This is a genomic window from Desulfoluna sp. CYM3A (genome assembly GCF_056829965.1).
On the sequence record NZ_CP186556.1, the window covers coordinates 6242562 to 6268113 of the forward strand.

Below are 25552 nucleotides of genomic sequence, written 5' to 3' on the forward strand. Positions count from 1 at the left end.
TATTTCATGCGCAAGGCGTGGACAGCTTCGGGTCACGGGGTGTTGAGCTCCATGGCGTGATACCTGGCGAGGGAGACGGTTTCGGACCTGATGAGGTCGCCCTTCTCTCCGTAGTAGAAGAGCTCCACGTTGCCCAGTTTTTTGCCGGTGAGGTGATACTCCATGAGGGTGTAGTCCCCCTGGGCGTTGAAGTGGGTGATGGTTTTGTTTCGGTTGTTTTTTGTGCTGAACAGGGCGTGGTGAAAGGTGTCGCTGCGCCTGAGAACGCCGGTTTCGTTGAAGTGGTTGAGTTGCTTGAAGATGCCCTCCGGGCCGTCGTAGAGGGGATCTCCCTTGGAAAATACCGTGGTGGTGGTTTTACCGCCATACAGATTGTGGGTCAGGGTGGTGCGGGTGGTCCGGGCGCCCGCCGTCCCCGAGATCCCCTCGGCCAGGAGCTCGATGGCCTTGTCCTTCCGGGACATGGAACCGGCTTTGCGCTTGAGTTCACCGTCCTTCAAGTGGTCTTTTGCCAGCCTGTTCTTTTTGCCGGCGGCGCTTTGCATATCGGAAAGGGCCAGTCCGAACTGGCCGGTCTTTTCGTAGGCAAGCCCCCGGGAGTAGAGAACGTCCGGGTCGTTGTGCCGGAGTTCCAGGGCGCGGTCGAAGTCCACGATGGCCTTGTAAAAAAGTTTCAGGCTGTGCCAGGCCAGCCCCCGGTTGTAATACGCTTCAAAATAGTCTGGGGAGGCTTTGATGGCCTGTGTGTAGCTGGCGACGGCCTCCATGTAGCGACCGGCCTTGAAGTGGCGGTTCCCCGTATCTTTTTGTGCCACGGCTGCCTGGGAGGGCCGGGAGGACACGGGGGCCTTGGCCCGGGCTGACGTGGGGGCAGCGAGCAGTATGAGGGCCATAAGGGTGAAGAAAAGTTGTTTCATGGTCACGTCTCGGGTTGTGAGGGCTTCCCACGGGGCCCGGGGAGCCGTTCGGGCGGTATGGTAGGCTTGTCGGGAGCCTGCAACGGGGGGCCTCCTCCGTTCAGGGGACGCGGCACCCTCCCTTGCCCTTGGAGCCTGAACCTGCGTTCAGGGATGGCTATTCTATAGATCGGGGGTGCAAAGGCTGTCAAGGAGAGGTCGGAGGCGTGCGGGCATCCGGCGGTGCGTGGGATACTATGGGGTTTTGTCGTATAAATAATTGACATTATAGCTGTTTTTGGTGTAATGTAAAGCAATTTGCTGCGGTGGTTATTTTGGTGGCCCATGGCCGTGATCCTGCCCGTTGGCCCCAAACCTGAAACACCGCGTCCATCCTGGCTCCTTTGCCCGTATCGTGACCTGCTTTCTCTCCGACTCAACGAAGACCATCACCCACCCCGGTAGACGGGCTGTGGTCGCGGGTTCTTTTCCGTGCCACACCCCTTGCATGGGCACAGGAAGACCATATCCCCGCCTTATCCGACCTATGATGAACAGGCGTGCCATGAAACGACCTGACCAGCGAGACATGCTCAAGGAAAAGGTACTGGAGTGCCATCGCCTGGCCTGCGCCCTGAGGATAAAGGAGCATGCCCTGGCCCACTCCCTCAATGCGGTCTTTTTCGCCGATTCCCAAGGGACCGTGTTTGACGTCAACCCCGCTTTTCTGAGGCTGTGGGGGTATGGGGAGACACAGGAGGTGCTGGGGGCAAAGCTGGATCGGTTTTTTATCCTCAAGGGGGGGCTTGGCAAGTGGCGCAGTGGGGTTGGGCCCACGGGAGAGGCGATTCGGGAGATGACGGCGGTGAAGAAAAACGGCACCGTCTTTCCCGTGGAGGCGGCCATCAGCCTCTTTCAATCATCGGGCCGGGGGCCCTCAGGGCTCATGGGGGCCTGCGTGGCCCTGGCGGAAAAGAGCCGCACCGAAGAGTTCAAGCGTCAGTCCCTGAAGCTCCTTGCCCTGGGACACCTGTCCGCCGGGCTTGCCCACGAGCTGCGAAACCCCCTGGCGGTGATCAGCTCCTGTGCCCAGTTCAGCATCGAAAATCTCACCATCGAAAGGCCGCTGGCGGAGAACCTGAAGGTGATCTATCGCAACAGCCAGAAGGCAAGCCGCCTGATTGAAGAGCTGCTCTCCTTTGCCAAGCCGTCCAACCTGGACTGGAAACGGCTGAGCGTGAACGCGCTTCTGGCCCATGTGGTGAAGATGGCCCGCCTTGAGGCCGGTCAGGGGAGGATTCAGACCTGCCTCAAGGCAGATCCCAACCTGCCGCGGATCGTGGGGGACAGGGAAAAGCTGGAGCAGGTTTTTTTGAACATTACCCTGAACGCGTTTCAGGCCGTGGCGCACCAGGGGCGGGTGACCCTCACCACGCGGCATGTGAAAACGGCAAACATGGTGGAGGTCAACGTCATCGACAACGGGCCGGGGATTCCCGAGGAGTATCGGGAGCAGGTGTTCGATCCGTTTTTTACCACCAAAGACAACGGCACAGGCCTGGGGCTGAGCATTTCCCATGCCATCATCAAACAGCATGGCGGGCAGATACGCATCAGCGGAGACGCTCGGCACGGCACCGATATGTCCATTTTGCTGCCCATCGGGAAACCGTAACAGGAACGGAGACTGGGAGGCTGGATGAACAACCCCACAGAGGCGATGCAGAAAAAGATCATGGTGGTGGACGATGACCAGGACTTTCGCTGGGCCATCTCCAATGTGCTTTCCCTTGCGCGGTACGACGTGAGGCAGGCCCCCAACGGGGACGATGCCCTGAAGCTGTTAAACGACGACATGGCGGACCTGGTGCTTCTCGACCAGAGGATGCCCGGACAAGACGGCATAGCCGTTGCCGAGTGCCTGTATCGGCAGTACCCCTCCCTTCCCATTATTATGGTGACCGCTTACTCCGAGGTGAAAACCGCGGTGAAGGCCATGAAGATCGGGGTCCGCGACTACGTGACCAAGCCGGTCAACAACAACGACCTGCTTTACCTCATTGAGGAGGCGCTGCAGCACGCGGATATTTTAAACCGTAACCTGCCCGGGGCCGGGCGGTGCGTCGGGGAGAACCCCCTGTTTGAGACCATGGGGCGGAGCCATGCGGTACAGACCCTGGCCTGGAAGGTGGAGAAGGTAGCGGCCAGCGATTTGACGGTGCTCATCGAAGGGGAGAGCGGGGTGGGCAAGGAGCTGGTGGCACAGACCATCCATGCCCTGAGCCCCATGAAAGAGGGACCTTTTGTGGCGGTGAACTGCGGCGCCATCCCGGAGACCCTCATCGAAAGCGAGCTCTTCGGGTACATGAAGGGGGCCTTTACCGGTGCCCAGGAGAACAAGCCGGGTTTTTTCGAGCTGGCCCAGGACGGCACCCTGTTCTTGGACGAGGTGGGGTGCCTCCCCTACGGGGCCCAGCAGAAGCTGCTCAGAACGGTGCAGGAGCGCTGCGTGCAGAGGCTGGGAGCCAAGCGGGCCCAGCCAGTTCAGATACGGATTGTGGCGGCCACCAACCAGGCCCTGGACCAGGACCGTCACAGCGAGCGCTTCCGTTCAGACCTGTATTACCGGTTAAAGGAGTTTTACATCCGGGTCCCGGCTTTGAGGGAGCGCAAGGAGGACATCCCCTATCTTGCGAAACGGTTTTTCAACCGCAACCGCAAACGCTCCTACGGCAGGCAGGTCATGGGGTTTTCCGACGAGGCCATGGAGGCCCTGCTTGCCCATGACTGGCCCGGCAATGTCCGCGAATTAAAGAACATTGTACGCCAGGCGTCCCTGATCTGCGAAGGGCAGCTCATCGAACCGGGGTGCCTGGCGCTTCATGCCGAAGACGAGGTGATGGCCCCTGCCGCGTTCCCGGTTCCGGCCACAAGCCTGGGGGGCCGCTCCCTCACCGATGCCATCAAGCATGTCTCGGGCCTCTGGGAGAAAGAGATCATCCGGGAAACCTTAAAACAGAGCCGGGGCAACAAGCGAGAGGCTGCACGCCGGTTGAAGATCGATTACAAAACCCTATATCGCAAACTCAAATCCCATGGCTTGGGCGGTACGGGCCATTAACCTCACCTGTTCTGTCACCATATCTCCTTTTCACATCTGTTTTTTTACTTCTTTCTACGGATACTCATCCGCATCATCCGATCCCATCGTGTTATGGCACCGGTGCCCCATGAGAGTCAGGCCTGCCACAGATTGCGCGCGGGGCGGGTGCAGGGTGTAACCCCTGTGAACAAAAGGCCTTTTTGTATGGGTTTTCCGGCAATGGGTTCCGGGCTGTTTCCGTTGCCGTGAAACCGGGGGTGTCGGTGTGGGGTGCGGGTGCCCTTCCCCGAACGGGGGGCAGAATGCCCGAAACCCTGATTTTCGGGCATTTTTCGTGATGGCGGGTGGTGGTACGCAAGTTGCATTAACTTGATGTAATGCGTAGCCAATATTCAACAATTTGTTAATTAAAAATAAAAATATCAGCCATGAAAAATGAATGAAAAACCTCCCTTGATATTGCTTGTGGAAGATTCGGACGAGTTGCTCTGGGTGGTCGCCAATATCCTTGATGCCGCAGGGTTTCATGTGGAGGCGGCCCTGAGCGGCGGCGAGGCTCTGGAAGAGTGGGGCCGCCACCCCGAGACAGCGCTGGTGATTTTGAACTATCGCCTTCCGGACATGAGCGGGCTGAGTGTGCTCCGAAGGCTTCGGGAGAGGGGGTACACCCGCCCGGTCATCGCCATTTCCGGGTTCGGGACCCGGGAGGTGAAAGAGGGGTTTTTGAGCAAAGGGGCCTTTGCGTTTCTTGAAAAGCCCTTCGACATGCATGTGCTTATCGGTCAGTGCCGTATGGCCCTCAATGGCCAGCCGGGGATGAAGCCCGAGGCCGTGAACCAGGCCTAAGGAGCCGAGGGGACCGGACTCTCCGGGGAGGTTTTAATGAAGACGAGATTTCAGCATCCGGTGCAGGGCGGCCGGGTGCTGGACAGCGGAACGGCGGGCAACTTTCCGCGGTTCCAGGCAAGTCCGGCGGTTGGTTTGTGATGAGACCGCATTGTTACTTACCCTTACGACAAAGGAGTGTAGCCATGGCAGTTGAAAAAACCAATGCATCGTCAAGCCTTGTGGAAGTTGTGGACCGGATCCTTGACAAGGGTGTGGTCGTGGATGCCTGGGCCAGGGTTTCCCTGGTGGGTATCGAGCTGTTGGCAGTGGAGGCCCGGGTCGTTCTTGCCGGTGTGGACACCTACCTCAAGTATGCCGAGGCCGTTGGCCTGACGGCAACGGCGACCACAACAGCCTAACATCAACGCGGAGGTGAGATCGGCAGGTATCCTTGAGGGCATCGAAGGCGCCTTTCAGCGCCCCTTTGATCACGACGCGAACCTTAAGCATATCTGGTATCTCGGGTGTTGATGGCAATGGATGGGACCGATCCCCGGGCGGCTGCAAAAGGCCCCCCAAAAAAGGGACGGCGCCATTTAAAAAAACCGTCAATCAATCCGACAATACCCCGCGGAGCCAAACCATTCTGGTTATTGTCCGATTTATTGACGGTTTTTGAACATAAGATCATGGAAAAAGGTGGGCGCATGGGCACCGGTGAGGAGTTGAGGCAACTGGCGGAGAGCATCATCGATTCCTATGAAGGGCGCGTCAAGACAGTGTGTGCCTTGATGGCACAGGCCCACGAGGTGCTGGTGACCTACCGGTCCGACCTGGCCGCCATGGTGGCCGAGGTCCGGTCCAACCTGGCCTCCTCCCGCAGCCTGAGGCGCAAGGATTTTGATGCCATGGTGGGGGATGTCCTGGACCGGCACCATCGGATCGAAACAGAGGCCGCAGGTCACCTGATTCGGTTTCGAACGGAAGAAGAGGAGGTGATCGAGCGGTTGCGTCACATCATCAGCAACGGGTGCGCAACCCCCCTTGAGGATGTGGAGTTCATCCGCGAAGAGATTCTGTCCCGGCAGAAAGAACGGGAACTGGAGGTGATCGGCATCTTGAAGCGGTTTCAGGTGGAGCAGGTGGAACTTAAAATCGGCCTGCGCAAGCTCCTGGACAAGGGGGGCGAGGTGAAGGTGAAGGACCTGAAGACCATGCTCAAGGCGATCAGGGCACAGCAGAGCGAGACAAACCAGACGCTTTTTGCCTTTCTGGACGACTTTGACCGGATGCGATGCCGCGTCCAGGGGCAGTGGCAGCAGGTGGCCCGTCTGAGCAGTTGATGGGAGGAGCCCCGGTCTGTGCCGGGCGGCGTAATGCCGGTGCGGTCGGAAGTATTTAACAACACGCGCAAGGGACGCTGAGCAACGGGTGTCCTTTGGGTCGGCAGTCCATGGAGAGGGTATCATGTCAACAACCCAGGATTTCAATCGGTTGGGGGAGGAGATCGCACAGGCTTACGAATTGCGATATCTCTTCAGGGAAAAAATGCAGCAGGAGTTTTCCGACATCAAAAAGGGGACGGCAGAGCTGCTCGGATCCCTGGCAGAACATCGGTTTGAAATGGGGCAGGATCTGAAGGCGGGGTTGAAGCAGTTCACCGATGAGCTCGGGGAGAAGGACCAGAAGCGCCAGAAAGGGGCAGAGGATGCGTCTCAGGATCGCATGGCGCAGATCGATGCCCTCCGGGCGGACATGCGGCAGATGGAGGCCGAGACCCGCAGTTTTCTGGAGGGCCTGGAGGGGGCGCACCGGGCCATGGGCGAGAGCCTGAAGTCGGAATTGGCCGAGTTTGCCAAGGCCTTTGGGTCCCAGTCCAAAAAGGACTTGACCCGCCGCGTCCAGGAGATCAAGAGCAGGCGGGACGATGTGGGCACCATGCGGGGAGAGATCCGCTCTTTTCTCGGAGGGCTTGCCAAGACCCGGGAAGCCATGGAGCGTGCCCGCAAATCAGGCTTGAAGGCTTTTGAAGAGGAGCGAAAGGCCGGTGTGCAGGACTTTCTGGACACGGTGCGAACGGAGCACCAGGAGGTGGCCGCTGCCTGGCAGGGGGTCTTGACCAAAATTACCTCGGTGTTAGAGCGGCATGCCCGGGAGAGCCAGGGCAAAGGCAAAACGAAGGGCGGGACACAGGCAGATGGGGCGGGGGCCTCTTCAGCGGCCGCCGAGGGAGAGACCGGAGACCTGGGCCGGCTTAAGGCCGAGATCACTGAGACCCTTTCGGCCCATCCGGACGGGCTGAAGATGACCCAGATCGCAGAGATCCTTGGCATCGGGCAGTGGCGGATGCTCATTCCCATCATGCGAGACCTTCAGGATGCCGGAACGATCCGGAAAGAGGGGGCCCTCTACGTTTCCGAGTGATGGCGAGAATTCAATTTTGTGCGCCATCGTCATCCCCATGAGGTGGTGCCTGTGCAAAGGAGAGTGCCATGTCCATAGCTCACCCCACCACCGTCCTTGAGCCCCGTTCCATGTCCGATTTTGTGGAGACGCCCTACATCAAAGGTGTGGCGGACCGGGCCCTGGGGTACATCACCGCAGGGTTTCCCGTTCACCTTCGGGGCATTTCCGGCACCGGAAAGACCACCCTGGCCATTCACATCGCCGCCAAGCTGGAACGCCCCCTGATCCTGATCCACGGGGACGAGGAGTTCTCCACTTCAAACCTCATCGGCAGCGAAAACGGATACAGAATCAGCAAGGTCCGGGACAACTTCATCCATTCGGTGCTGAAAACCGAGGAGAACATGAGCAAGCAGTGGGTGGACAACCGCCTGACCGTGGCCTGCAAATACGGGTTTACCCTGATTTACGACGAGTTCACCCGATCCCGCCCCGAGGCCAACAACGTGCTGCTCTCCGTGCTCCAGGAGCGGATGCTGGACATTCCCACCACGGGCAACGGGGACAGCAACTACGTCAAGGTGCACCCCGATTTTACGGCGATTTTCACCAGCAACCCCGAAGAGTACGCAGGCGTCCATCGCAGCCAGGACGCCCTGCGGGATCGCATGGTGACCCTGGATCTTGACTACTTTGACGAGGAGACCGAGGTGGGCATTGTCCATTCCCGCTCGGGGGTCTCCTACGATGACTCCAAAAAGATCGTGGGCATTGTCCGGGGCCTGCGGGACTCGGAGGTGTTCGAGTTTGCCCCCACCATCCGGGGTTGCCAGATGATCGCCAAGACCGCCAGGGTGTTGGGGGCCTCCGTGGACAAGGACGATTCAACGTTTCGTCAGATCTGTGTGGACATTCTCTCATCGGAGACCACCCGCATCGGAAGCCGGGCCACCAAGGAGAAGGTGACCAAAGAACTCTTCAAGCTCATCGACAAGCACTGCAACGGCAAAGCCAAAGGCAAGGGGAGAGGGTGATGGCAAAACATCGGCACGGAAAAGACATCTACCGCCGAAGTTACGGCAACATGCGGACCCCCATCAAGCACAACATCGCGGCCAAGTTTCACCGTGCAGTCGGGTTACCTTGAGATGTTTTTTTTACTGCTGGACAAGCACCGGACCCGTTTGCGGCAGGAACGGGCCAACCTGCTGCGACGCATAAATGAGATCGAGGCCGAGCTGGCGGCCCTGGATGCCAAGATTCATGAGGTGAGAAGCGGGGTGGAGGAGGAGATGGACCAGATGGACGAGGAGCAGACGGAAAAGCAGGGGCCCGAGAGCGGAATCCGGACCATGCCACTGGGGTACTGACGGGTCACCATCTGCGCTTCCTATATGGGGTGAGGCATGAGACAGGACGGCAAATACGTGTACTGCATCATGGGTGAAAACGACGGCAGGAACTTCGGGCCCAGGGGCATCGGGGGGCGGGAGGATGTTGTCACCACCATCGGGTACAAGGACATCAGCGCGGTGATCAGCAACACCCCCATGACCCGCTACGTCATCAGCCGGGAGAACCTGACCCACCATGAGAAGGTGATCGAGGCGGTGATGAAGGAGTACACCATTTTGCCGGTGCGCTTCTGCACCATTGCCGAAAGCACCGAAGAGATCCGGACCCTTCTGCGAAACCGCTACGCCGAGTTCAAGGGGTTGCTCAGGGACATGGACAACAAGATTGAGATGGGGATCAAGGCGTACTGGAAAGGGATGCCCGGGGTGTTTCAGGAGATCGATCGGGACGATGCGTCCGTGAAAGAGTTGAAACATAAGCTTGGGGGCAGGGGAGGGGACGATGCCGGGATCAAGGAGGCCCTGGGAAAGGCCGTTGAGAAGGCCCTGGCCGTGAAGAAAGCCGATGAGAGCTGGCCCCTGGTGAACCGCCTGCGGCGTATCTCCGTGGACGTCAAAGCCAAGGAGCCCCAGGCCGGGGCCATGGTGTGCAACGTGGCCTGCCTCATCGATCGGACCCGGGAACGGGAGTTCGACTATGTGGTGGAGGAGCTGGCCGAGGCAAACGAGGGGCGTTATGCCTTTGCCTACGTGGGCCCGGCGCCTCCCTTTCATTTCGTCAACATTGAAATCAAAGCGTGATGGTCGCCCCGGCAGACGGAGCGGGGAGTCATCAGGCACCATCAGCAAGGCACGGGGGTAGGCAATGAGCGACAAGGAAAGATCCGACAGGAAGATGGAAGCCCACGGAGATTTCGGTTTCGGGGGGCTCTTGAAAGGACTCGGCAACCTCATCGACGCCGCCGCCAAGCTGGCCGAGACCGGCGAGGGCCAGAAGCGAACCGGAGAGTTTGACCTGAGCAGCCTGGACAAGATCAAGGGGCTCAAGGACATTCGGGGGGTCTACGGCATCAACGTGCGGACCCTGCAGGACGGCAGCCCCGTTGTGCAGTCCTTCGGCAACATCAAAAAGAGTCCCAAGGGGCCCGTGGTGGAGGAGGTGCGCGAACCCATTGCGGACCTTTTTGAAGAGGAGGGCCAGGTCCGGGTGGTGGTGGAGATGCCGGGGGTGGAGGCCGAAGAGATCTCGGTGTCCGTTTCCGACGACATCCTGACCATCCATGCCGAGGGCAAGAACCGGGAGTACCAGAAGGAGGTGCTGCTGTCCGAGTCGGCCCAGGAGGACCGGATGAACTGGACGTACAAGAACGGGATTCTGGAGATTACCCTAACCATGGATTAGAGGCCCTATGGATAAGACAAGCCTGACCCTGAAGGTAAAGGAGGCGGAGTCCAAGGATGTGGGCCGCGGCATCGTGCGGTTCGATCCTGCGGATTTTCCCGGCATCGGCGTGGAGGTGGGCGATATCGTCGAGATCAAGGGCAAACGAACCACCGTGGCCAAGGTGATGCCGGCCTTTATGGAGGACCGCGGCCAGGGATGGGTGTGCCTGGACGGCATCGCCCGGGACAACGCCCAGGTGGGCCTGGACGAGAAGGTCAGCATTGCGCCCTGTGGCTGCAAGCCCGCCCAGAAACTGACGGTGAGCCCTTTGACGCCCCTGCGTTCCTACGACTCCACCTACATCGGGAGCCTTCTGGAGGGCATCCCCCTTGTGACGGGGGACACGGTGCGGGCCAAGCTTTTCGGGGCCCAGACCCGGGACTTTCAGGTGACGGGAACCAAGCCCGACGGGGTGGTCATTATCCGTCCCGAGACGGCGGTGGTGATCCAGGAGCCCCGGGAGAAGGGAGAGGTGAAGTCGGCCCGGGTCTCCTACGAAGACGTGGGGGGCCTGGGCAAGGAGATCCGGCGGATCCGGGAGATGATCGAGCTCCCCTTGAAGTACCCCCAGGTCTTTGACCGATTGGGCATCGACCCCCCCAAGGGGGTGCTCCTGCACGGTCCCCCCGGCTGCGGCAAGACCATGATCGCCCGGGCCGTGGCCAACGAGACCGATGCCTTCTTCAGCCACCTGAGCGGGCCGGAGATCATGAACAAGCTCTACGGGGAGAGCGAGGCCAACCTGAGGCGCATCTTTGACGAGGCTTCGGCCCGTGCCCCCAGCATCATTTTTCTTGATGAGATCGACGCCATCGCCCCCAAGCGGGAGGAGATGGGCGGGGAAAAGCAGGTGGAAAAACGGGTGGTGGCCCAGCTTCTGACCCTCATGGACGGGCTCTCCTCCAGGGGGCAGGTGATGGTCATCGGCGCCACCAACATCCCCAATGTCATCGATCCCGCCTTAAGGCGCCCCGGACGTTTCGACCGCGAAATCGAGATCAGCATTCCGGACCGCAACGGCCGCCTGGAGATCCTCACCATCTACACCCAGGGGATGCCCCTGGCCAACGACGTGGACCTTGCAAAAGTCTCTGAGATCACCCACGGCTACGTGGGGGCCGACCTGGAGGCCCTCTGCCGGGAGGCGGCCATGGCCTCCCTTCGCAACATCTTTCCCCGCATCGACTTTGAGTTGGAGGATATTCCCATGGATACCCTGCTGAACCTGCAGGTGACCATGGGCGATTTCACCGAGGCCATGAAAGGCATCGAGCCCTCGGCCATCCGGGAAGTCTTCACCGAGGTGCCCAACGTCACCTGGGGGGATGTGGGCGGGTTGGACGGGGTAAAATCCCTGCTCAAAGAGACCATTGAATGGCCCCTGGCCTATGCCCCTCTGTTCGAGCGGGCAAATACCTCCCCTGCCCGGGGGATTTTGCTCCATGGCCCCCCCGGAACGGGCAAGACCCTTTTGGCCAAGGCCGTGGCCTCGGAGTCCGGGTCGGTCACTCCCGTCAAGGGCCCGGAGCTCCTCTCCAAGTGGGTGGGGGACAGTGAAAAGGGGGTGCGGGAGATCTTCCGCAAGGCCCGCCTGGCCTCTCCCTGCATTGTGTTTGTGGATGAGATCGACAGCCTGGTGCCCCAGCGAGGCATGCACGGGTCTTCGGCCGTCACCGACCGGGTGATCAGCCAGTTCCTGACGGAAATGGACGGCATTGAGGAGCTCAACGGCATTGCGGTGCTGGCGGCCACCAATCGCGTTGACCTCATTGACGCGGCCCTGCTTCGTTCCGGCCGTTTCGATTTCCACCTGGAGCTGCCCCCTCCGGACGGGGGGGCGCGCCGCGAGATTTTTTCCGTGCATACCAAGGGCAAGCCCCTGGCGGACGGCATTGATCTCAACGCCCTGGTGGCGGCCACCGAGGGCATGGTGGGGGCCGACATTGAGTTCATCTGCAAGGCCGCGGCCATGGCTGCCATCCGTGCCTTTATTGCCTCCGGGGAGAATGAGACGGAGCGGTTTGAGATCACCATGGGCCATTTTGAAGAGGCCGTGGAAACGCGTCAGAGGGATCGGGGCGATGGACGGTAACGCACTCTACCTTTACGGCTTCATGACCGCGGATGCCCCCTTGCGCCTGGGGCCCTTCGGGCTGGACAACGGGGAGGTGGTCCTCAAAGGCGGTCCGGGCCTTGCCGTGGCTGCAAGCGAGGTGGCCCCCGTGGACTTTCCGAGGCTGCCCCGGGACACCCTTTTGAAGTACGTGGCCGAGCACCAGCGGGTCCTTGAAGGGATGATGGTCCGGGGGCCGGTGATCCCCTTGAAGTTCGGTACGGTTTTGGGGCGGGGCTCTGAGGTGGAGGCCCTGCTGGCCAACGGCCGCTCCCGGATCCTGGCGGCCTTTGAAACGGCCTGCGGCAAGACGGAGCTGGATGTGGTGGCCCGTTTCAGTGATTTTGAGCGGGAGCTCAGGGAGATTGGCACCTCCGAGGCCGTGGCCCATTTCCGGCGCGAAGCGGTGCTGGCCTCCGAGGCTGACCGGCAGAAGGCCCGGATGACCCTGGGCAAGATGGTCAAGGCGGAGCTGGAGCAGAAACGTAAAGGGTATGCCGAGGCCATCGTCGAGGGGCTCAAAGGGGCTTCGGCGGCTCTTGCCCCCCTTGAAGTGCGGGACGATGCCGTCATTGTCAGCCTGGCTGCCCTGGTGGAGGAGAAGGAGACGCCCCGGTTTGAAGAGGCCCTCACCGATCTGGATCGGCGCCTTGAAGACCGGGTCGACTTTCGCCTCATCGGGCCCCTTCCCTGCAACAGCTTTTACACCCTGTCCGTCCAGCAGGTGGACTTTGCCGAGATCGACGGGGCCCGAAGGTGCCTCTCCCTTCCCGAGCGCGTGACCCCGTCGGATATCCGGGAGGCTTACCGGCTCATGGTCCGGGATTGCCATCCGGACAGCAGCTCCCACGGAGATCTTGAGGCAGGCCGGTTTGAGGACGTGAGCAAATCGTACCGGCTGCTCCTGGCGTTGTGCGGGGAGGGGCCGGTCTCCTTTGCAAAGGGCGGTGAGAGCCGGTGGCTGACGGTTCAACGGTCGGATCAAACCGGCAGGGGGGGGCCATGAGAGAGCTGATCCTGGTGCCCATGATCCATTCCGACCCCGACTTGGGGGCGGCCGCCGAAAAGATCCGGCTCATGCGGGAAAAACTTTACGGACCGGACCGGCTTGCACGCCACGAAGCGGTGGTGGCGGCCTTCTGGGGAGGGGTGGAGCAGCGCCTGGGAGCCGAGGATGCCCACCGGCTTAAGATCTATCAGGACGGCATGGTGGAGGCCGGCGAGATCGGCGATGCGGTGGTGCGGGAACTGGCCGCCAAGGGCAGCCCCAACTTCCTGTGCATCTCCCGTCTCATGGCGCAGGGGGCGGAGATCCGGAAGACCGAGGATCTTGCCCTGATCCGCCGGGAGTACGAACTTACCATGAACCTGGTGCAGGCCCGGTCCCTGTGGCAGAAGCTCTATCGCCTGGCCCTGTCGCGGTTTCAAAGACGGGGGCTCCTGAAGCGCCGGGACCGGTTCATGGCGCATCGGATCAACACGACCCTGGAAGACGGAGAGGTGGGCGTTCTCTTTGTGGGGGCGGCCCATCAGGTGCAGCAACACATTGACGCGGATATTGGCGTGGAACCTTTCAAAACGCCCGGGCTGGTCCGGGCATACATGAAGGCGGTGAAGCGTCGCGGGGGAGAAGAGGAACTCCTTCGCCTGGGCGAGGAACTGATCGGGTGACACAAAGGTGACTATGGGCCAATACATCTATGCAGTGGCCGCAACGGGCGAGGAACGGACCCTGGAACTTGGCGGCATTGACGAGGAAGGGGGCCAGGTGTCCATCATCTGCCATCGGGACATCGGGGCGGTGGTGAGCCCGTCGCCGGTGACGGAGTATGCGGTGAACCGGAAAAACACCATGGCCCACCAGACCGTGATGGAGCAGGTGATGGCCGAGACCCCCATCCTGCCGGTGAAGTTTGGTACCGTGGGCGACGGGGCAGAGGCCATCCGGACGAAGCTTCTGGCCGAGCGTTACGATGAGCTCAAGGCAAAGCTGGCCTACGTGGAGGACAAGGTGGAGCTCGGTCTCAAGGTGCTGTGGACCGACCCGTCCCAGGCATATCGGGAGATTGTGGAAGAGAACCGGCAGATCCAGAGGCTCAGGGACCGGCTCAATACGCAGAAAGGGGGGGCGCGCAAGGAGCAGATCCGGCTGGGGGAGATGGTGGCAGGCGCCCTGGCCCGGAAGCGCGAGGCCCTGGACACGCGTATCGGGTCGTTTTTCGACGGGCTCTGGGTGGAGCAGAAGAAAAACCCGCCTTTCGGGGACCGGATGATCACCCACAGCGTCTTTCTCGTGGCCCGGGACAAGGAGAGGGCCTTTGATGAGGCGGTGCACCGTCTGGACGAGAGCACCGAGGGGCGCATGAAGATCAAGTATGTGGGGCCTGTCCCCCCAAACCATTTTATCGAGCTGGTGGTCAGGTGGTAGACCCATGGTGCTGATTCTCGACGACATATTGCTGGCGCCTGTGAAGATGACCGTGTGGGTGGCCGGAAAGCTGCGGGACACGGCGCTTCAGGAGATGACCGACGAAGCCGGCATCCATGAAGAGCTTTTGCACCTCCAGATGCAGTTTGAGATGGAGGAGATTGACGAGGCGGAGTTCGACCGGAAAGAGCAGGCGCTGATGGACCGGCTGGACCGGGCTCGGCGTTTGAAAAAAGAGATGGACGAAGGTTGAACAACCCCTTCAACCCTGGACAAAAAAGGACACAGCCATGGCGATTTCATTTACCGAGGCCATTCAGAAAGCCCGCGAGGAGCTCAACATGCTCATCGGGCTTGAGATCGATTCCACGGTGAGCGCCGAGCCCAACGCCGAAGGCTGGCGGGTGACGCTCGAAGCCATCGAGAAAAGAGCCATTCCCGACAGCCTGGACATCCTGGGGGTGTACGAGACCATGCTCGACGACGAGGGAAAGGTATCGGAGTTCAGGCGGGTCCGCATGCGCAAACGTACCGACACCGACGATCCGGAGGGATGATTATATGAGCCTGGAACCGACCCGGGAAAGCAGTGGAAGCCTGGCCGATGTGGTGGACCGGATTCTGGATAAGGGGCTGGTGATCAACGCGGACATTGCCGTGTCCGTGGCCGGGGTGGAGCTCTTGGGGATCCGGATCCGGGCGGCCCTGGCCTCCTTTGAGACCGCGGCCAAGTACGGCCTGGAGTTCCCGTCGGGCACCGAGCTCCAGACCCCGGCCTGGGACGAGGCCCTTTCGGCCAAAGAGCATTGTCCCCAATGCGAGAAGGTGCTCCCCGCCGAAGAACTCATCACCACCGGTTGCCCCTGGTGCGGCTGGATCAGCGCCAAGGCGAGGCAATCGAACCCTGGCCTTACCACCTCGGTGTAACCCGTGTTCAAGACCCTCATGGATAAAGTCCGCCAGGGGCAGAAGGCGAAGCAGGCCCTTCGGCAGCAGAGCGGGTACTGGACCCGATGCCCTTCCTGCGGCAAGGGCGTGGTGAAAAAGGTCCTGGTCAGCACCGGGTGCTATGTGTGCGGGGCAGGGCCTGAGGGGGGCGGGGACAACCGGGCCCCCCTGGCCTACAAAATTCCCTGTCCCGGGTGCGGCCGCCTTGTGGTTCGGGAGTCCATGGAGCGCACAGGGTGCTACCTCTGCGGGTTCTCCCCGGAAGGCACGGACAAAGGGAATCCCCATGGCCATTGATATCGACGAGAACAACTTAAAGCACGGGGTGCTGGGGCTGGTGGTGGCCCTGGTGGAAGTGATCCAGGACGCCCTGCGGCTCCAGGCCATGAAGCGGGTGGAGGGGGGGAGCCTGTCGGACGAAGAGGTGGACCGGCTGGGCCAGGCCTTGATGGACCTGGACGAGGCCATTGCCGAGATCAAGGCCCAGCAGGGCATCTCCGAGGCCGTGAAAAACGTGCACCGCCGAACGGTGGACGACGTCCTGGAGAAAATGATCAACCCGAACCGCTGGTCCGGGCCATAAGGCCATACCTAAAAAGCGAGCCTCCGGCAACAAGGTGGGGGCACCTTGAAACCCTATGGCGAATCCTTAAGAAATAATGACGTAAGGCCTGTTTCTCAAACTTTCTAAATGTTTGGCCCCGGCAGGGCCGCCGGAGGCAATTTTGAACTGAATCGTTACGGCATGTTTCAACCGGTTGAGCCACACCCACCCCAACGGTTTTCTGCCCATGGACCCCATCCTCAAAGAGCGAGTGTTGCAAGAGATCCGGAGCCTGCTTGACGCATACCGGCCGGAGATCCGGCGGCTTGTGCGGGAGTCCTTTGTTCCCGAGCTGCAGCGGGTGATCCGGGATGAGATTGCCGGGGCGCTGGCCCCGGAGACACCGGTTCCCCCGGTGCCGTCCCCAGTGGTGGAGGCCCCGGCGGAGCCTCGGCCATCTTCCCCAGAGGAGGCCGCGTCCCGGGAAGCGATCCCGGAGGAAACGCCCTGTGACCCCGGGGAGCCCGGAGAGGGGCGCTATGTCTACGCGGTGATCCGGGGAGAGGCCGGGCCTGTGCTGGGCCCCATGGGCATCGACGGCAGGGAGGTCCGCATCATCTGGGAGGATGGCTTAGGGGCTGTGGTCCACGACTGCACGGCCGCACCCTACGAGTCCACGGACGAGGAGACCGTGAAGCAGTGGCTGTTTGCCCATCAGGGGGTCATTGACCGCGCCTGGAGAGAGTTCGGCGGGGTGATCCCCCTCTCTTTTGACACCATCCTGGCAGGTGGTGAGGCGCAGGGAACCGACGAGACCGTGGCGGCCTGGCTCCGCCAAGGCCGGGAAGACTTTTCAGCCATGCTGGACCGTTTCGCCGGGCAGGCCGAGTACGGGGTGCAGGTGTTCTGGGACGCTCCGGCCATGATGGAGACCCTTGCTCAGGAGAGCGAGAGCGTCCGGCACATGACAGCAGACCTGGGCGACAAACCCAAAGGGGCGGCTTATCTGCATCGCCAGAAGATCGAGGCGATGCTGAAAAAGGAGCTGGAGACCAAGGCCGATCACTATTTCCGGGAATTTTTCAAGGACATCCAGGGGTGCGTCACCGAGGTCAAGATCGAGAAGACGAAAAAGGCCGAGGACCCTGCCCGGCAGATGATCATGAATCTTGCCTGCCTGCTGCCCGAGGCCAGAAGCGGGGAGTTGGGCCGGGAGCTTGAGCGTATTCAGGAGATGGCCTGGTTCTCCGTGACATTCACCGGCCCCTGGCCGCCCTATAGCTTTACGTGAGACCATGGAGCCCGAAAACCACACCAAAGCCACCCTGGTGGACCTCCTGGACCGCATCCTGGACAAAGGGCTGGTGATCCATGCAGACCTGGTGGTTTCCGTGGCCGGTATTCCCCTTATCGGGCTCAACCTCAAGGCGGCCCTGGCCGGTATGGAGACCATGGTGAAGTACGGGATGCTCAAGGATCTGGACGAGAGCATGCGGGCTCGGGAACGCGAAGCGCGTCAGCAAAAGGAGGTGTTGCTCCCCAACGGGGAGGAGGTGCTCTTTTCGGCCCACGGGGGATGGTATTGCTCCGAGGGGTTGCATCCGGCCTGGCGTTACGGGCACCTCTACCTTACCCGGGAGAGGCTCTTTGTCTACCAGTACCCCTTTGAACGCATGCTTTTTGAGGTCCCTTTGAAGGCTGTTGCCCGGTTCGGGGTACCGGAAGAGGCCGCTTGCGAGGAGACAGAGATCCGAGAACTCCACCTGGTGATGGTGGATGGCCGGATTGAAAAGCTCAGGAGCGGGGAGGCGCCCCGGCTTCAGGAGTGTCTCGCGCAGGAGGTGGACGCCGGTGTCAGCCTCGACAAGGGCGTCTGGAAGGCCATCTGGCAGGGGAACCGTCCCGGCGATGATGTGCTTCCCATGGAGACGGTGTGCAAATAGGCGAGCAGGCATCTGCGTAACGCATCACTTACAATGAGGCAGCCCATGGACCGAGTCATCGGCATCGACCTTGGAACCTCCAACACGGTGGCCGCCGTGGTGGACAACGGACGGGCCCGCATCATCCCCAACAAAGAGGGGGAGCGCCTGACACCGTCGGTGTATGCGGAGACCGGGGACGGGCGTCGGCTTGTGGGGAGCGCGGCCAGGCAGCGGCTTGCAGAGGGGGGCGGCGATGCGGTCTTCAGCGTCAAGCGGCTCATGGGCAGCGGCAGGCAGGTGATGGTCCGGGGGACGCCCCGGTCACCGAAAGAGATCTCGGCGGCCATTCTGGAAAGGGTCAGGGCCGATGCCGAGGAGGCCCTGGGCGGCTCCGTGACCCAGGCGGTGATCACCGTGCCTGCCTATTTCCATCACGCCGCCCGGGAAGAGACCCGTCAGGCTGGACAGGCAGCTGGCTTTGAGGTGCTCAGGATCATCAACGAGCCCACGGCCGCGGCTCTTGCCTACGGTCTTCATCGTCAGGAACTCTCCACGGTGCTGGTCTGGGATTTAGGGGGAGGCACCTTTGACGTCTCCGTTCTGGAGCTTGCCGAGGGTTTTTTTGAGGTGCGCGCGGTGTGCGGGGACAACCACCTCGGCGGGGACGACTGGGACCGGCGTTTTGCCGACCACGTGGCCGCACGGATCAAGGCGGCGTGCGGTGTGGATATCCGGGGCGATTCCCAGATGCTGGCGCGGGTGGGGCTGGTGTGCGAAGGGGTGAAAAAAAGATTGTCGGAGAAGCCGGTGGCAAGGCTTTCCCTTCAGCACCTGTCCGGGGCGCCCCGGAGTGTGGCGGCCTTTGAGGAGGTCATGGCGCGGTCTGCCTTTGAGGCGGTAACCGACGACCTGGCGAATCGGCTTATTGCCCCCACGGAGCGCGCCCTCTCCGATGCGGGGCTCACGGCCGCCGGCATCGACAGGGTCCTTCTGGTGGGCGGGGCCACCCGTATGCCCGGTATTCGGGCCCTTGCCGAGTCTTTTTTCCGGCAGCGCCCCTTTCTGGACGTCAATCCCGACGAGGTGGTGGCCATCGGGGCGGCGGTGCAGGCCGGGATCATCACCGGGCAGATTCGCGACGTGGTGCTGGTGGACGTCACCCCCCTGTCCCTCGGCATCGAGTCCCAGGGCGGGCTCTTTGCCCGCATCATCCCCCGGAATACCACCATTCCCACCTCGGCGCAGGAGCTCTTCACCACGGCCCGCGACGATCAGGAGAACATGGACATCCACGTGCTGCAGGGGGAGCGGGAGATGGCCTCGGACAACATCAGCCTGGGGGCGTTTCAGCTCTCGGGCATTCCTCCACTTCCCCGGGGACAGGCCCACGTGGAGGTCTGCTTTTCCATCGACGCCGACGGCATCGTCACGGTCTCTGCCGAGAATCTCCAGACGGAAGCCAGGGAAACCCTCTCCATGGAAGCCATGAAGGATTTGAAAGACGAAGAGGTGAGCCGTGTGCTTGCCGATGCCGAGGCCTGTGCCCAAGGGGACCTGGAGAAGCGGGAACAGATCGAGGCCGCCACTCGGGCAGAGACCTTGATGCGGTCCGTGGAGGCGCTTCTGGAGGACCCTTCAGCCTCCCTTGCCGAGACCCTGGTCAAGGAAATTGAAGCCCATGTTGCCCTGTGCCGGGACGCCCTCAAGCGGGGCAGCGCCCTTGAGATCAGGAGCCGTTGCGCGGCATTGCAGTCCCTTGTGTCAACCTCCGACCCCCATGCAAAGGAAGCCGGCCATGAGACCCCGATTGAGCTCCATGCCCCCTTTGACCAAACCCGCCCCGCCCCTGAAGCCCCATGAGACCCTGATCCTGAGGGACCAGGGGGGCTTCAGGGCGCATCCGGGGGCGGGCTGGAAGGTGGTGGAGTGCCTGCTCACGGACAGGCGGCTGATTCTCTGGCAGCTCCGGACGGTTCTCCTTGAAATTCCCCTGGGGGCCATTTCGGACCTGCGCATGGGGACTTTTTACTATGTGCTGCGTAAACGCCATGCCCTGGGGGTGTGTTACCACCCCGGCGGAACCCTGCGCCCCCGGATGGTCTGGCTTATTGTCAATGGGGCAGCCATCTGGAAAGCCAGGCTGTTCCAGATGGCCCTGCTGAAGGTGGATGAGTCCCTGATTGAAACCCTTGCCGGGAAGCTCGACGACAGCTGCCGGGCCATTCTCATGTATCTCTGGGAACAGGGCCACGCAAGGATCGCAGACCTTGCCGAGGTCTGCGGAACAGACAACCACATGGACGTGCTGATGCACATCAGGGATGCCATCAACCCTGTGGCCCTCAAGACCATGGGCTGTCCGATCCTCACCTTTGAACGCAAACGGGTGGACCCGGCGTCCGGGGAGGCCGTTCTTTTCAGCTGGTGGCTTGCCGGAAGCCCGGGGAAGCGGCACCCTTCCTCCGAACGCCTGCTGGATCTCTTTGACGAGGGCGGTCACTATCAGGTCATCTTGGATGTCAAAGGGGTGGGGCGAAGCGATCTTCATGTGGGGGTGGAGGGCAGGGAGCTGACCGTTGCGTCCCGTCATCCGACGGCTCCGTGGGTGGAGCGGTTTGAGCTGCCCGAAAAGGTCGTGTTCGACGCCCACCGGGTGAGCCTGAAAAACACCCTGCTTGAGATCTGCCTGCAAAAGGCCGAGGGCGGCCATGGCCTCTGATTTCGCATTGTCCCGGCCGCCCATGACCGGGATCGTCATGAACCCGCGCAGAGGACGCGTTATCCCATCAAACCCGACTACCTCCATAACCCTGACCTGAAACTTCTTCTCTTCGGCGGAAAAGGCGGTGTGGGCAAGACCACCTTGTCTGCGGCTGCCGCCATCTGTCTTGCCGAAGCCCGTCCAACCTCCAGGGTCCTCCTGCTTTCCACGGACCCTGCCCATTCCCTCTCCGATTGCCTGGACATGGACGTCTCCCATGACATGACCCCGGTGCCCCTGAACGGGCAGGGGAACCTGTTTGCCCGCCAGTTGTGCGCGGAGACGCTGGCAAACCGCTTTAGGGAGCGCAACGGTGAGATCCTTAAGACCATCGCCGAGAGGGGGACCTATTTTGACCGGGAGGACATCTCCGGGTTTTTCGCCCTGTCCATGCCTGGCCTGGACGAGGTGATGGCCGTCCTTGAGGTGGCAGATCTCCTGGCCGAAGGGGCGTGTGACCTCCTGATCCTGGACACGGCCCCCACCGGGCATACCTTGCGCCTTCTGGACCTTCCGGAGCACATGCGCACGTGGATTCGGGTGATGGATTTGATGCTGCACAAGCATCGCTACATGGCATCGGTCTTTTCCGGGAAGAGGTACACCAAGGATCGGTGTGACCGGTTCCTTGAGAGCCTGGGCCGGGATATCGAGGCGGTGGGAACGCTCTTCAGGAACGGTCACCGTACCCGATTTGTGCCGGTGATGACCCCGGAGCTCATGAGCTTTCGTGAGACCGAACGGTTGGTGGGGCACCTTGAAGCCGACCATATCCCGTGTCGGGAGATCCTCGTGAACCGGGTGGACCCGGCAGGCAATGGGGAGAACCGGCCGGGATTTTTGGGGAGATCCAGGCGCGGTTCCGCCGGTATGACCTGGTCCTGGTGACAAAGGAGGGGGCAGAGGTGAAAGGGCTCCCCGGCCTGAAGGCCCTGGGGGCCCGCATTGAATGTGAGGTGTGTGAGCCTGGGGCTGCTTCACCGGAGCCTTGGGATAAAGACAAGGCCCCGGACCACGCAACGGAATCGATCCTTTCGGGACTCTGTGACTCTGCGGTGTGTCGGTTTCTTCGCTATGGTGTGGCCGCCGATCTGGAGGTCATTGTGGTGGGGGGCAAGGGCGGCGTGGGGAAAACCACGGTGGCGGCATCCCTGGCGGTTCAGCTGGCTGATTGCTTCAAGGGAAAACGCTTTTTGATTGTCTCAACGGACCCGGCCCACTCTTTGTCCGATGCCTATCACACACCCATCGGGGACCGGGTCACGCCCATAACGGAGAACCTCTCGGCGTATGAGATCAATGCAGATGGGCTGTTTGAGCGTTTCAAGGAGGGGTACCGAAAAGAGATCCAGACGCTCTTCAAGCGGTTTGCGGGGCGGGGCATGGACATCGCCTTTGACCGGGAGGTGATGGCAGAAACTCCTCTCCCGGCCTCCTGTCGATGAGATCATGGCCCTGGATGCGGTGATGGATGCCAGGGGGGACGGCGCCCACGACATCCTGATCCTGGACGGCTCCCCCACCGGCCACCTGCTTAGATTCCTGGAGATGCCCGGCCTGGTGAGGGAGTGGCTCAAGGCCTTTTTTGCGGTGCTGAGGAATATTATGGGGCGGTGAAACTGACGGCCACCATCGAACGGGTCCTTGACCTGTCCCGCCGTGTCCGGAGGATGCAGGGGGCGCTGCAGGACAGGGACAGGACCGCCTTTGTCTGCGTGACCCTGCCTGAAAGCATGGTCCTTGCCGAGACGGAACGCCTGGTGGCATCCGTGGCCCGGGCCGGGATCTCCTGCAGGCACCTTGTGGTCAACCGGGTAACGCAACAAGATGAGCTGGAGGCCGCCTGCTCCCGGTTTTCCCGGCTGGAGGTCACCGGGATTCCCGAGGAGCAAAACGGCCGGTAGCTTGTGACGTGTCCGGGTAAAGGGTTTGACCCGTCGTATCCGTTATTCCAGGACGTTGCCGGGAAACGGGGCCTCATCCTTCGAGGCCTCGTCGGACCCAGGATACCAGGACTTCTTCAACCACAAAGCGGCATTCACGAGGCCGATGAGGACGGGCACCTCCACCAGGGGGCCGATGACAGCGGCGAAGGCCTGTCCCGAATCGAGTCCGAAGACAGCAACGGCAACGGCGATGGCCAGCTCGAAGTTATTGGATGCGGCCGTAAAGGATAAGGTGGTCGCCTGCCCGTACGTGGCTTTGGCTTTCAGGGAGAGCCAGAACGATACGAAGAACATGGCCACGAAATAGATGCACAGGGGAATAGCCACGCGTACCACGTCCATGGGGAGCTGGACAATGTACTCACCCTTGAGGGAGAACATGACGAAGATGGTGAAGAGCAGCGCCACAAGGGTCAGGGGGCTGATCCTGGGGATGAATTCGTTTTCGTAACGGTCCGCACCGATGGTTTTGAGACCAATGAACCGGGAGAGCATTCCGGCGATGAAGGGGATGCCCAGGTAGATGAAGACGCTTTCGGCGATCTGGCCCATGGAGATGTCGACGGCCATTCCTTCATGGCCGAGGAGCCCCGGCAGAACGGTGATAAAGAGCCAGGCATACACCGGGAAGAAGAGCACCTGAAACACCGAGTTGAAGGCCACGAGCCCCGCGCAGTACTCGGTGTCTCCCCCGGCCAGGTCGTTCCAGACAATGACCATGGCGATGCAGCGGGCCAGCCCGATCAGGATGAGCCCCACCATATACTCCTGGTGCCCGGACAAGAAGGCCATGGCGAGGAGAAACATGAGAACGGGGCCGATGACCCAGTTCTGGACAAGGGAGAGGGCGAGGACCCGTGTGTTTTTGAACACCAGGCCCAGCTTTTCGTATTTCACCTTGGCCAGGGGCGGGTACATCATGAGAATGAGGCCCACGGCAATGGGAATGTTGGTGGTTCCGACGGAAAATCGGGTGATGATGTTTTGGGACCTCGGGAAGGAGCCTACCCCCTTCCATCCCCACGGCCATGGCCAGGAAGATCCAGAAGGTGAGGTATCGGTCAAGAAAAGAGAGTCGTTTGATGGTGGACTCAGACATGGGACATACTCCATTTGTTTCAAACAAGGGTTTTCGTGAAGCCGGAATGCCCTGGGTTTCTTTCGGGAAGCCTTTCCTTAGCCTCCGGCTGAGGCCTCTGTGACCCAGGCCGTCAGGTTGGTCTTGGAAGGCACCTTGCCCACGGCTTTGACCTCCCGGTTGATGATGAGGGCAGGGGTGCCCATGACGCCGTAGGATGCAATCTCCGTAAGGTTCCGGACATGGGTCGAAAGCCGCTTGCAGACCCCGGCTCCGGTCATCACTTGGCTCAATCGTACGATCGCTCCAGGCGTTCGCATTGGGGGCATCCCGGGCCCAGGACCTTGATCTCAACCAGCCCCGCGGGCACGGCGTCGTCTTCCGGTGCGCCGATGTGCCGGAGGTAGGCTCTGTGAAAGGCTTTCTCATAGGTGGGGGCGGCCGCCGGGGCGATGTAGTTTTTTGCCGAGAGTTTTTCAAGGAGAACACGTCCCGCCGCGGTGTCGGGGGTGCCGTTAAATTTCTCCGCTGCCTCGGCAAGGGCCTCTTTGAGGCCCCGGATGCCGATGGTGTTTTTACCGACGCGTAGTTTCGTGATGTGATCCATGCTGATCCCCCGTGCTATGCGATGATGAGGTTGAAGAGGTATCCCACCAGGAGGATGCCGGTGCCCACCACCCCGATGAAGGTGGCGATCAATCTGGGTTTGAGAACCTTCCTGAGGATGATGATCTCGGGAAGGGAGAGGGCGATGACCGACATCATGAAAGCCAGGACGGTCCCTAGGGCCGCGCCCTTGCCCAGGAGGGCCTGGACAATGGGGATGATACCGGCGGCGTTGGAGTACATGGCACACCGCCCCGAAGAACCGACAGGGGCACCGACCACCAGGCCGACTTGCCCATGAACCCGGCCATGACCCCTTCGGGGACGTAGCCGTGGATGCCGGCCCCCACGGCGATGCCCAGGATGACATAGAGCCAGACTTTTCCGAGGATTTCCCCCACGGCCTCGACGCCGGAGCCGATTCCCCCAGGCCCAGGTCTTCAGCCATGGGCCCGGCTCCTGCCTGGATCTCGTGGACCCAGGACTCCAGGTGGCCTTCCATCTTAAGCTTGCCGATGACCCACCCGGCGGTCATGGCAATGGCCAGGCCGGTGCCGAGGTAAAGGGCCGCCACCTTCCACCCGAAGAGGCCGTACAGGAGAACCAGGGCGATTTCGTTGACCATGGGAGCGGCAATAAGAAAGGAGAAGGTCGCCCCCAGGGGGACACCGGTGGTGACGAAGCCCAGGAAAAGGGGGACGGCGGAACAGGAGCAGAAGGGGGTGACAATGCCCAGCAGGGCGGCCAGGATGTTTCCGGTGAAGGCCCCCTGCCAGCATGGCCCCGGGTTTTTTCCGGGGTAAAAAACGAGCGGACAATGCCCACGGCAAAGACCACCAGGGTGAGGAGCATAAGTACCTTGGGCACTTCGTAGATGAAGAAGGCAAGGGCGCTTCCCAGGTGGCTTTCCCGCGCAAAGCCCGTCATGGCCGATAAAAATGCCGTGATGGCCTCGGCCAGGGGGGTAAGGTTCAGGTAAACCACAAACCAGAGGGCGATGCCCAGGGCGCTTGCCGTGATCATGGCAGGTGTCTTTGATTTTTCTTCTCCGGGGGCAGACGCGGTGTCACGGCCGGTTGCCTCTTTTTTGCATGGGCACGACGTGCCGGTCAGGAGCTGGTGGGTCATGATTGATCTCCTTTTTGTGTCTCTGTGAAACTATATATCGCCA

Annotated in this window: 32 protein-coding genes and 2 pseudogenes; 27 read left to right on the forward strand and 7 right to left on the reverse strand. The window is 61.3% G+C overall.

All coding sequences use genetic code 11. The features are described from left to right. Positions 1–32: 32 nt before the first annotated feature. On the reverse strand, positions 33–917 hold the full coding sequence (locus ACOYW1_RS31345) for a tetratricopeptide repeat protein (RefSeq protein WP_482421055.1): 885 nt from the start codon (positions 915–917) through the stop codon (positions 33–35). A 544-nt stretch (positions 918–1461) separates the two neighbouring features. Between ACOYW1_RS31345 and ACOYW1_RS31350 the strand changes: the two genes are divergently transcribed. The 27 genes and pseudogenes from ACOYW1_RS31350 to ACOYW1_RS31480 all read left to right on the forward strand — a co-directional run bounded on the left by ACOYW1_RS31350 (position 1462) and on the right by ACOYW1_RS31480 (position 22655). Beyond that, on the forward strand, positions 1462–2571 hold the full coding sequence (locus tag ACOYW1_RS31350; protein ID WP_482414614.1) for a two-component system sensor histidine kinase NtrB: 1110 nt from the start codon (positions 1462–1464) through the stop codon (positions 2569–2571). A gap of 24 nt (positions 2572–2595) precedes the next feature. Continuing rightward, positions 2596–4017 carry a sigma-54-dependent transcriptional regulator gene (locus tag ACOYW1_RS31355; RefSeq protein WP_482421056.1) on the forward strand — a complete coding sequence of 474 codons (1422 nt, stop codon included), beginning with the start codon at positions 2596–2598 and terminating at the stop codon, positions 4015–4017. 447 nt (positions 4018–4464) lie between these two features. Continuing rightward, positions 4465–4845 carry a response regulator gene (locus ACOYW1_RS31360; protein ID WP_482414616.1) on the forward strand — a complete coding sequence of 127 codons (381 nt, stop codon included), beginning with the start codon at positions 4465–4467 and terminating at the stop codon, positions 4843–4845. Between the two features lie 185 nt (positions 4846–5030). Then, entirely contained in the window at positions 5031–5246 is a 216-nt protein-coding gene (gene gvpA, locus ACOYW1_RS31365; protein ID WP_092209254.1) for a gas vesicle structural protein GvpA, read from the forward strand. A 288-nt stretch (positions 5247–5534) separates the two neighbouring features. Continuing rightward, positions 5535–6170: a hypothetical protein gene (locus tag ACOYW1_RS31370; protein WP_482421057.1), complete on the forward strand. Its 636-nt coding sequence runs from the start codon at positions 5535–5537 to the stop codon at positions 6168–6170. A 124-nt stretch (positions 6171–6294) separates the two neighbouring features. Continuing rightward, on the forward strand, positions 6295–7251 hold the full coding sequence (locus ACOYW1_RS31375) for a hypothetical protein (RefSeq protein WP_482421058.1): 957 nt from the start codon (positions 6295–6297) through the stop codon (positions 7249–7251). 68 nt (positions 7252–7319) lie between these two features. Further along, positions 7320–8267, forward strand: coding sequence for a gas vesicle protein GvpN (gene gvpN, locus ACOYW1_RS31380; protein ID WP_482421059.1), 948 nt, complete (start codon positions 7320–7322; stop codon positions 8265–8267). A 114-nt stretch (positions 8268–8381) separates the two neighbouring features. Further along, a complete protein-coding gene (locus tag ACOYW1_RS31385; protein WP_482421060.1) occupies positions 8382–8603 on the forward strand; it encodes a hypothetical protein in 222 nt (73 codons plus the stop codon). 36 nt (positions 8604–8639) lie between these two features. After that, a complete protein-coding gene (locus ACOYW1_RS31390; RefSeq protein WP_482414621.1) occupies positions 8640–9389 on the forward strand; it encodes a GvpL/GvpF family gas vesicle protein in 750 nt (249 codons plus the stop codon). Positions 9390–9453: 64 nt separating this feature from the next. Further along, the gene (locus ACOYW1_RS31395) at positions 9454–9990 is read left to right on the forward strand and encodes an Hsp20/alpha crystallin family protein (RefSeq protein WP_482414622.1); all 537 of its coding nucleotides are present in this window, start codon (positions 9454–9456) and stop codon (positions 9988–9990) included. Positions 9991–9997: 7 nt separating this feature from the next. Then, positions 9998–12124: a CDC48 family AAA ATPase gene (locus ACOYW1_RS31400; RefSeq protein WP_482421061.1), complete on the forward strand. Its 2127-nt coding sequence runs from the start codon at positions 9998–10000 to the stop codon at positions 12122–12124. Continuing rightward, positions 12114–13151 (forward strand): GvpL/GvpF family gas vesicle protein, encoded by a 1038-nt coding sequence (locus ACOYW1_RS31405; RefSeq protein ID WP_482421062.1) that lies wholly within the window; start codon positions 12114–12116, stop codon positions 13149–13151. The genes ACOYW1_RS31400 and ACOYW1_RS31405 overlap by 11 nt, the downstream gene beginning before the upstream one ends. Beyond that, positions 13148–13816 (forward strand): hypothetical protein, encoded by a 669-nt coding sequence (locus tag ACOYW1_RS31410; RefSeq protein ID WP_482421063.1) that lies wholly within the window; start codon positions 13148–13150, stop codon positions 13814–13816. Before ACOYW1_RS31405 ends, ACOYW1_RS31410 begins: the two co-directional genes overlap by 4 nt. A gap of 13 nt (positions 13817–13829) precedes the next feature. Further along, the gene (locus ACOYW1_RS31415; protein ID WP_482421064.1) at positions 13830–14573 is read left to right on the forward strand and encodes a GvpL/GvpF family gas vesicle protein; all 744 of its coding nucleotides are present in this window, start codon (positions 13830–13832) and stop codon (positions 14571–14573) included. Positions 14574–14577: 4 nt separating this feature from the next. Beyond that, positions 14578–14826, forward strand: coding sequence for a gas vesicle protein GvpG (locus tag ACOYW1_RS31420; RefSeq protein ID WP_180137256.1), 249 nt, complete (start codon positions 14578–14580; stop codon positions 14824–14826). 34 nt (positions 14827–14860) lie between these two features. Beyond that, positions 14861–15130, forward strand: a pseudogene (gene gvpO / locus ACOYW1_RS31425) (gas vesicle protein GvpO); the annotation flags it as partial. A 4-nt stretch (positions 15131–15134) separates the two neighbouring features. Continuing rightward, a complete protein-coding gene (locus tag ACOYW1_RS31430; protein ID WP_180137254.1) occupies positions 15135–15500 on the forward strand; it encodes a gas vesicle protein in 366 nt (121 codons plus the stop codon). Between the two features lie 3 nt (positions 15501–15503). Further along, positions 15504–15818: a hypothetical protein gene (locus ACOYW1_RS31435; protein WP_482421065.1), complete on the forward strand. Its 315-nt coding sequence runs from the start codon at positions 15504–15506 to the stop codon at positions 15816–15818. After that, a complete protein-coding gene (locus ACOYW1_RS31440; protein ID WP_482421066.1) occupies positions 15808–16104 on the forward strand; it encodes a gas vesicle protein K in 297 nt (98 codons plus the stop codon). Before ACOYW1_RS31435 ends, ACOYW1_RS31440 begins: the two co-directional genes overlap by 11 nt. A 175-nt stretch (positions 16105–16279) precedes the next feature. Continuing rightward, positions 16280–17356, forward strand: coding sequence for a GvpL/GvpF family gas vesicle protein (locus tag ACOYW1_RS31445; RefSeq protein WP_482421067.1), 1077 nt, complete (start codon positions 16280–16282; stop codon positions 17354–17356). A gap of 4 nt (positions 17357–17360) precedes the next feature. Continuing rightward, on the forward strand, positions 17361–18008 hold the full coding sequence (locus ACOYW1_RS31450; RefSeq protein ID WP_482421068.1) for a gas vesicle protein: 648 nt from the start codon (positions 17361–17363) through the stop codon (positions 18006–18008). 45 nt (positions 18009–18053) lie between these two features. Further along, positions 18054–19850: an Hsp70 family protein gene (locus tag ACOYW1_RS31455; RefSeq protein ID WP_482421069.1), complete on the forward strand. Its 1797-nt coding sequence runs from the start codon at positions 18054–18056 to the stop codon at positions 19848–19850. Next, positions 19786–20709 (forward strand): Hsp20/alpha crystallin family protein, encoded by a 924-nt coding sequence (locus ACOYW1_RS31460; protein WP_482421070.1) that lies wholly within the window; start codon positions 19786–19788, stop codon positions 20707–20709. Before ACOYW1_RS31455 ends, ACOYW1_RS31460 begins: the two co-directional genes overlap by 65 nt. 96 nt (positions 20710–20805) lie before the next feature. Then, complete coding sequence (locus ACOYW1_RS31465) at positions 20806–21639, forward strand: ArsA family ATPase (RefSeq protein WP_482423865.1); 834 nt, start codon at positions 20806–20808, stop codon at positions 21637–21639. Positions 21640–21656: 17 nt separating this feature from the next. After that, the gene (locus tag ACOYW1_RS31470; RefSeq protein ID WP_482421071.1) at positions 21657–22196 is read left to right on the forward strand and encodes an ArsA family ATPase; all 540 of its coding nucleotides are present in this window, start codon (positions 21657–21659) and stop codon (positions 22194–22196) included. Between the two features lie 4 nt (positions 22197–22200). Next, the gene (locus ACOYW1_RS31475) at positions 22201–22368 is read left to right on the forward strand and encodes an ArsA-related P-loop ATPase (RefSeq protein ID WP_482421072.1); all 168 of its coding nucleotides are present in this window, start codon (positions 22201–22203) and stop codon (positions 22366–22368) included. Beyond that, positions 22365–22655: an ArsA-related P-loop ATPase gene (locus ACOYW1_RS31480; RefSeq protein WP_482421073.1), complete on the forward strand. Its 291-nt coding sequence runs from the start codon at positions 22365–22367 to the stop codon at positions 22653–22655. The genes ACOYW1_RS31475 and ACOYW1_RS31480 overlap by 4 nt, the downstream gene beginning before the upstream one ends. A gap of 42 nt (positions 22656–22697) precedes the next feature. Here the strand turns inward: ACOYW1_RS31480 and arsB are convergent, their stop codons facing one another. From arsB to ACOYW1_RS31510, 6 genes and pseudogenes are all read right to left on the reverse strand, one after another. Beyond that, entirely contained in the window at positions 22698–23762 is a 1065-nt protein-coding gene (gene arsB, locus ACOYW1_RS31485) for an ACR3 family arsenite efflux transporter (RefSeq protein WP_482421074.1), read from the reverse strand. A gap of 111 nt (positions 23763–23873) precedes the next feature. Then, positions 23874–24059, reverse strand: a complete 186-nt coding sequence (locus tag ACOYW1_RS31490) for a thioredoxin family protein (RefSeq protein WP_482423866.1) — start codon at positions 24057–24059, stop codon at positions 23874–23876. Between the two features lie 5 nt (positions 24060–24064). Continuing rightward, on the reverse strand, positions 24065–24382 hold the full coding sequence (locus tag ACOYW1_RS31495; protein WP_482421075.1) for a hypothetical protein: 318 nt from the start codon (positions 24380–24382) through the stop codon (positions 24065–24067). A 14-nt stretch (positions 24383–24396) separates the two neighbouring features. Then, a complete protein-coding gene (locus ACOYW1_RS31500) occupies positions 24397–24624 on the reverse strand; it encodes a permease (protein WP_482421076.1) in 228 nt (75 codons plus the stop codon). Further along, positions 24558–24782, reverse strand: a complete 225-nt coding sequence (locus ACOYW1_RS31505) for a hypothetical protein (RefSeq protein WP_482421077.1) — start codon at positions 24780–24782, stop codon at positions 24558–24560. Before ACOYW1_RS31505 ends, ACOYW1_RS31500 begins: the two co-directional genes overlap by 67 nt. A 122-nt stretch (positions 24783–24904) precedes the next feature. Continuing rightward, a pseudogene (locus ACOYW1_RS31510) lies at positions 24905–25420 on the reverse strand (permease); the annotation flags it as partial. Positions 25421–25552: the final 132 nt, after the last annotated feature.

Excerpts from the sequence above, each read along its gene's own strand:
- ACOYW1_RS31385 (WP_482421060.1), top strand. The coding sequence starts at position 8,382 with ATGTTTTTTTTACTGCTGGACAAGCACCGGACCCGTTTGCGGCAGGAA.
- ACOYW1_RS31415 (WP_482421064.1), top strand. The coding sequence starts at position 13,830 with ATGGGCCAATACATCTATGCAGTGGCCGCAACGGGCGAGGAACGGACC.
- ACOYW1_RS31455 (WP_482421069.1), top strand. The coding sequence starts at position 18,054 with ATGGACCGAGTCATCGGCATCGACCTTGGAACCTCCAACACGGTGGCC.
- ACOYW1_RS31370 (WP_482421057.1), top strand. The coding sequence starts at position 5,535 with ATGGGCACCGGTGAGGAGTTGAGGCAACTGGCGGAGAGCATCATCGAT.
- ACOYW1_RS31495 (WP_482421075.1), bottom strand. The coding sequence starts at position 24,382 with ATGGATCACATCACGAAACTACGCGTCGGTAAAAACACCATCGGCATC.
- ACOYW1_RS31475 (WP_482421072.1), top strand. The coding sequence starts at position 22,201 with ATGGCCCTGGATGCGGTGATGGATGCCAGGGGGGACGGCGCCCACGAC.
- ACOYW1_RS31420 (WP_180137256.1), top strand. The coding sequence starts at position 14,578 with ATGGTGCTGATTCTCGACGACATATTGCTGGCGCCTGTGAAGATGACC.
- ACOYW1_RS31410 (WP_482421063.1), top strand. The coding sequence starts at position 13,148 with ATGAGAGAGCTGATCCTGGTGCCCATGATCCATTCCGACCCCGACTTG.
- ACOYW1_RS31400 (WP_482421061.1), top strand. The coding sequence starts at position 9,998 with ATGGATAAGACAAGCCTGACCCTGAAGGTAAAGGAGGCGGAGTCCAAG.
- ACOYW1_RS31430 (WP_180137254.1), top strand. The coding sequence starts at position 15,135 with ATGAGCCTGGAACCGACCCGGGAAAGCAGTGGAAGCCTGGCCGATGTG.
- gvpN (WP_482421059.1), top strand. The coding sequence starts at position 7,320 with ATGTCCATAGCTCACCCCACCACCGTCCTTGAGCCCCGTTCCATGTCC.
- gvpA (WP_092209254.1), top strand. The coding sequence starts at position 5,031 with ATGGCAGTTGAAAAAACCAATGCATCGTCAAGCCTTGTGGAAGTTGTG.
- ACOYW1_RS31375 (WP_482421058.1), top strand. The coding sequence starts at position 6,295 with ATGTCAACAACCCAGGATTTCAATCGGTTGGGGGAGGAGATCGCACAG.
- ACOYW1_RS31345 (WP_482421055.1), bottom strand. The coding sequence starts at position 917 with ATGAAACAACTTTTCTTCACCCTTATGGCCCTCATACTGCTCGCTGCC.
- ACOYW1_RS31350 (WP_482414614.1), top strand. The coding sequence starts at position 1,462 with ATGAAACGACCTGACCAGCGAGACATGCTCAAGGAAAAGGTACTGGAG.
- ACOYW1_RS31405 (WP_482421062.1), top strand. The coding sequence starts at position 12,114 with ATGGACGGTAACGCACTCTACCTTTACGGCTTCATGACCGCGGATGCC.
- ACOYW1_RS31395 (WP_482414622.1), top strand. The coding sequence starts at position 9,454 with ATGAGCGACAAGGAAAGATCCGACAGGAAGATGGAAGCCCACGGAGAT.
- ACOYW1_RS31440 (WP_482421066.1), top strand. The coding sequence starts at position 15,808 with ATGGCCATTGATATCGACGAGAACAACTTAAAGCACGGGGTGCTGGGG.
- ACOYW1_RS31460 (WP_482421070.1), top strand. The coding sequence starts at position 19,786 with ATGAGACCCCGATTGAGCTCCATGCCCCCTTTGACCAAACCCGCCCCG.
- ACOYW1_RS31390 (WP_482414621.1), top strand. The coding sequence starts at position 8,640 with ATGAGACAGGACGGCAAATACGTGTACTGCATCATGGGTGAAAACGAC.
- ACOYW1_RS31500 (WP_482421076.1), bottom strand. The coding sequence starts at position 24,624 with ATGTACTCCAACGCCGCCGGTATCATCCCCATTGTCCAGGCCCTCCTG.
- ACOYW1_RS31355 (WP_482421056.1), top strand. The coding sequence starts at position 2,596 with ATGAACAACCCCACAGAGGCGATGCAGAAAAAGATCATGGTGGTGGAC.
- ACOYW1_RS31450 (WP_482421068.1), top strand. The coding sequence starts at position 17,361 with ATGGAGCCCGAAAACCACACCAAAGCCACCCTGGTGGACCTCCTGGAC.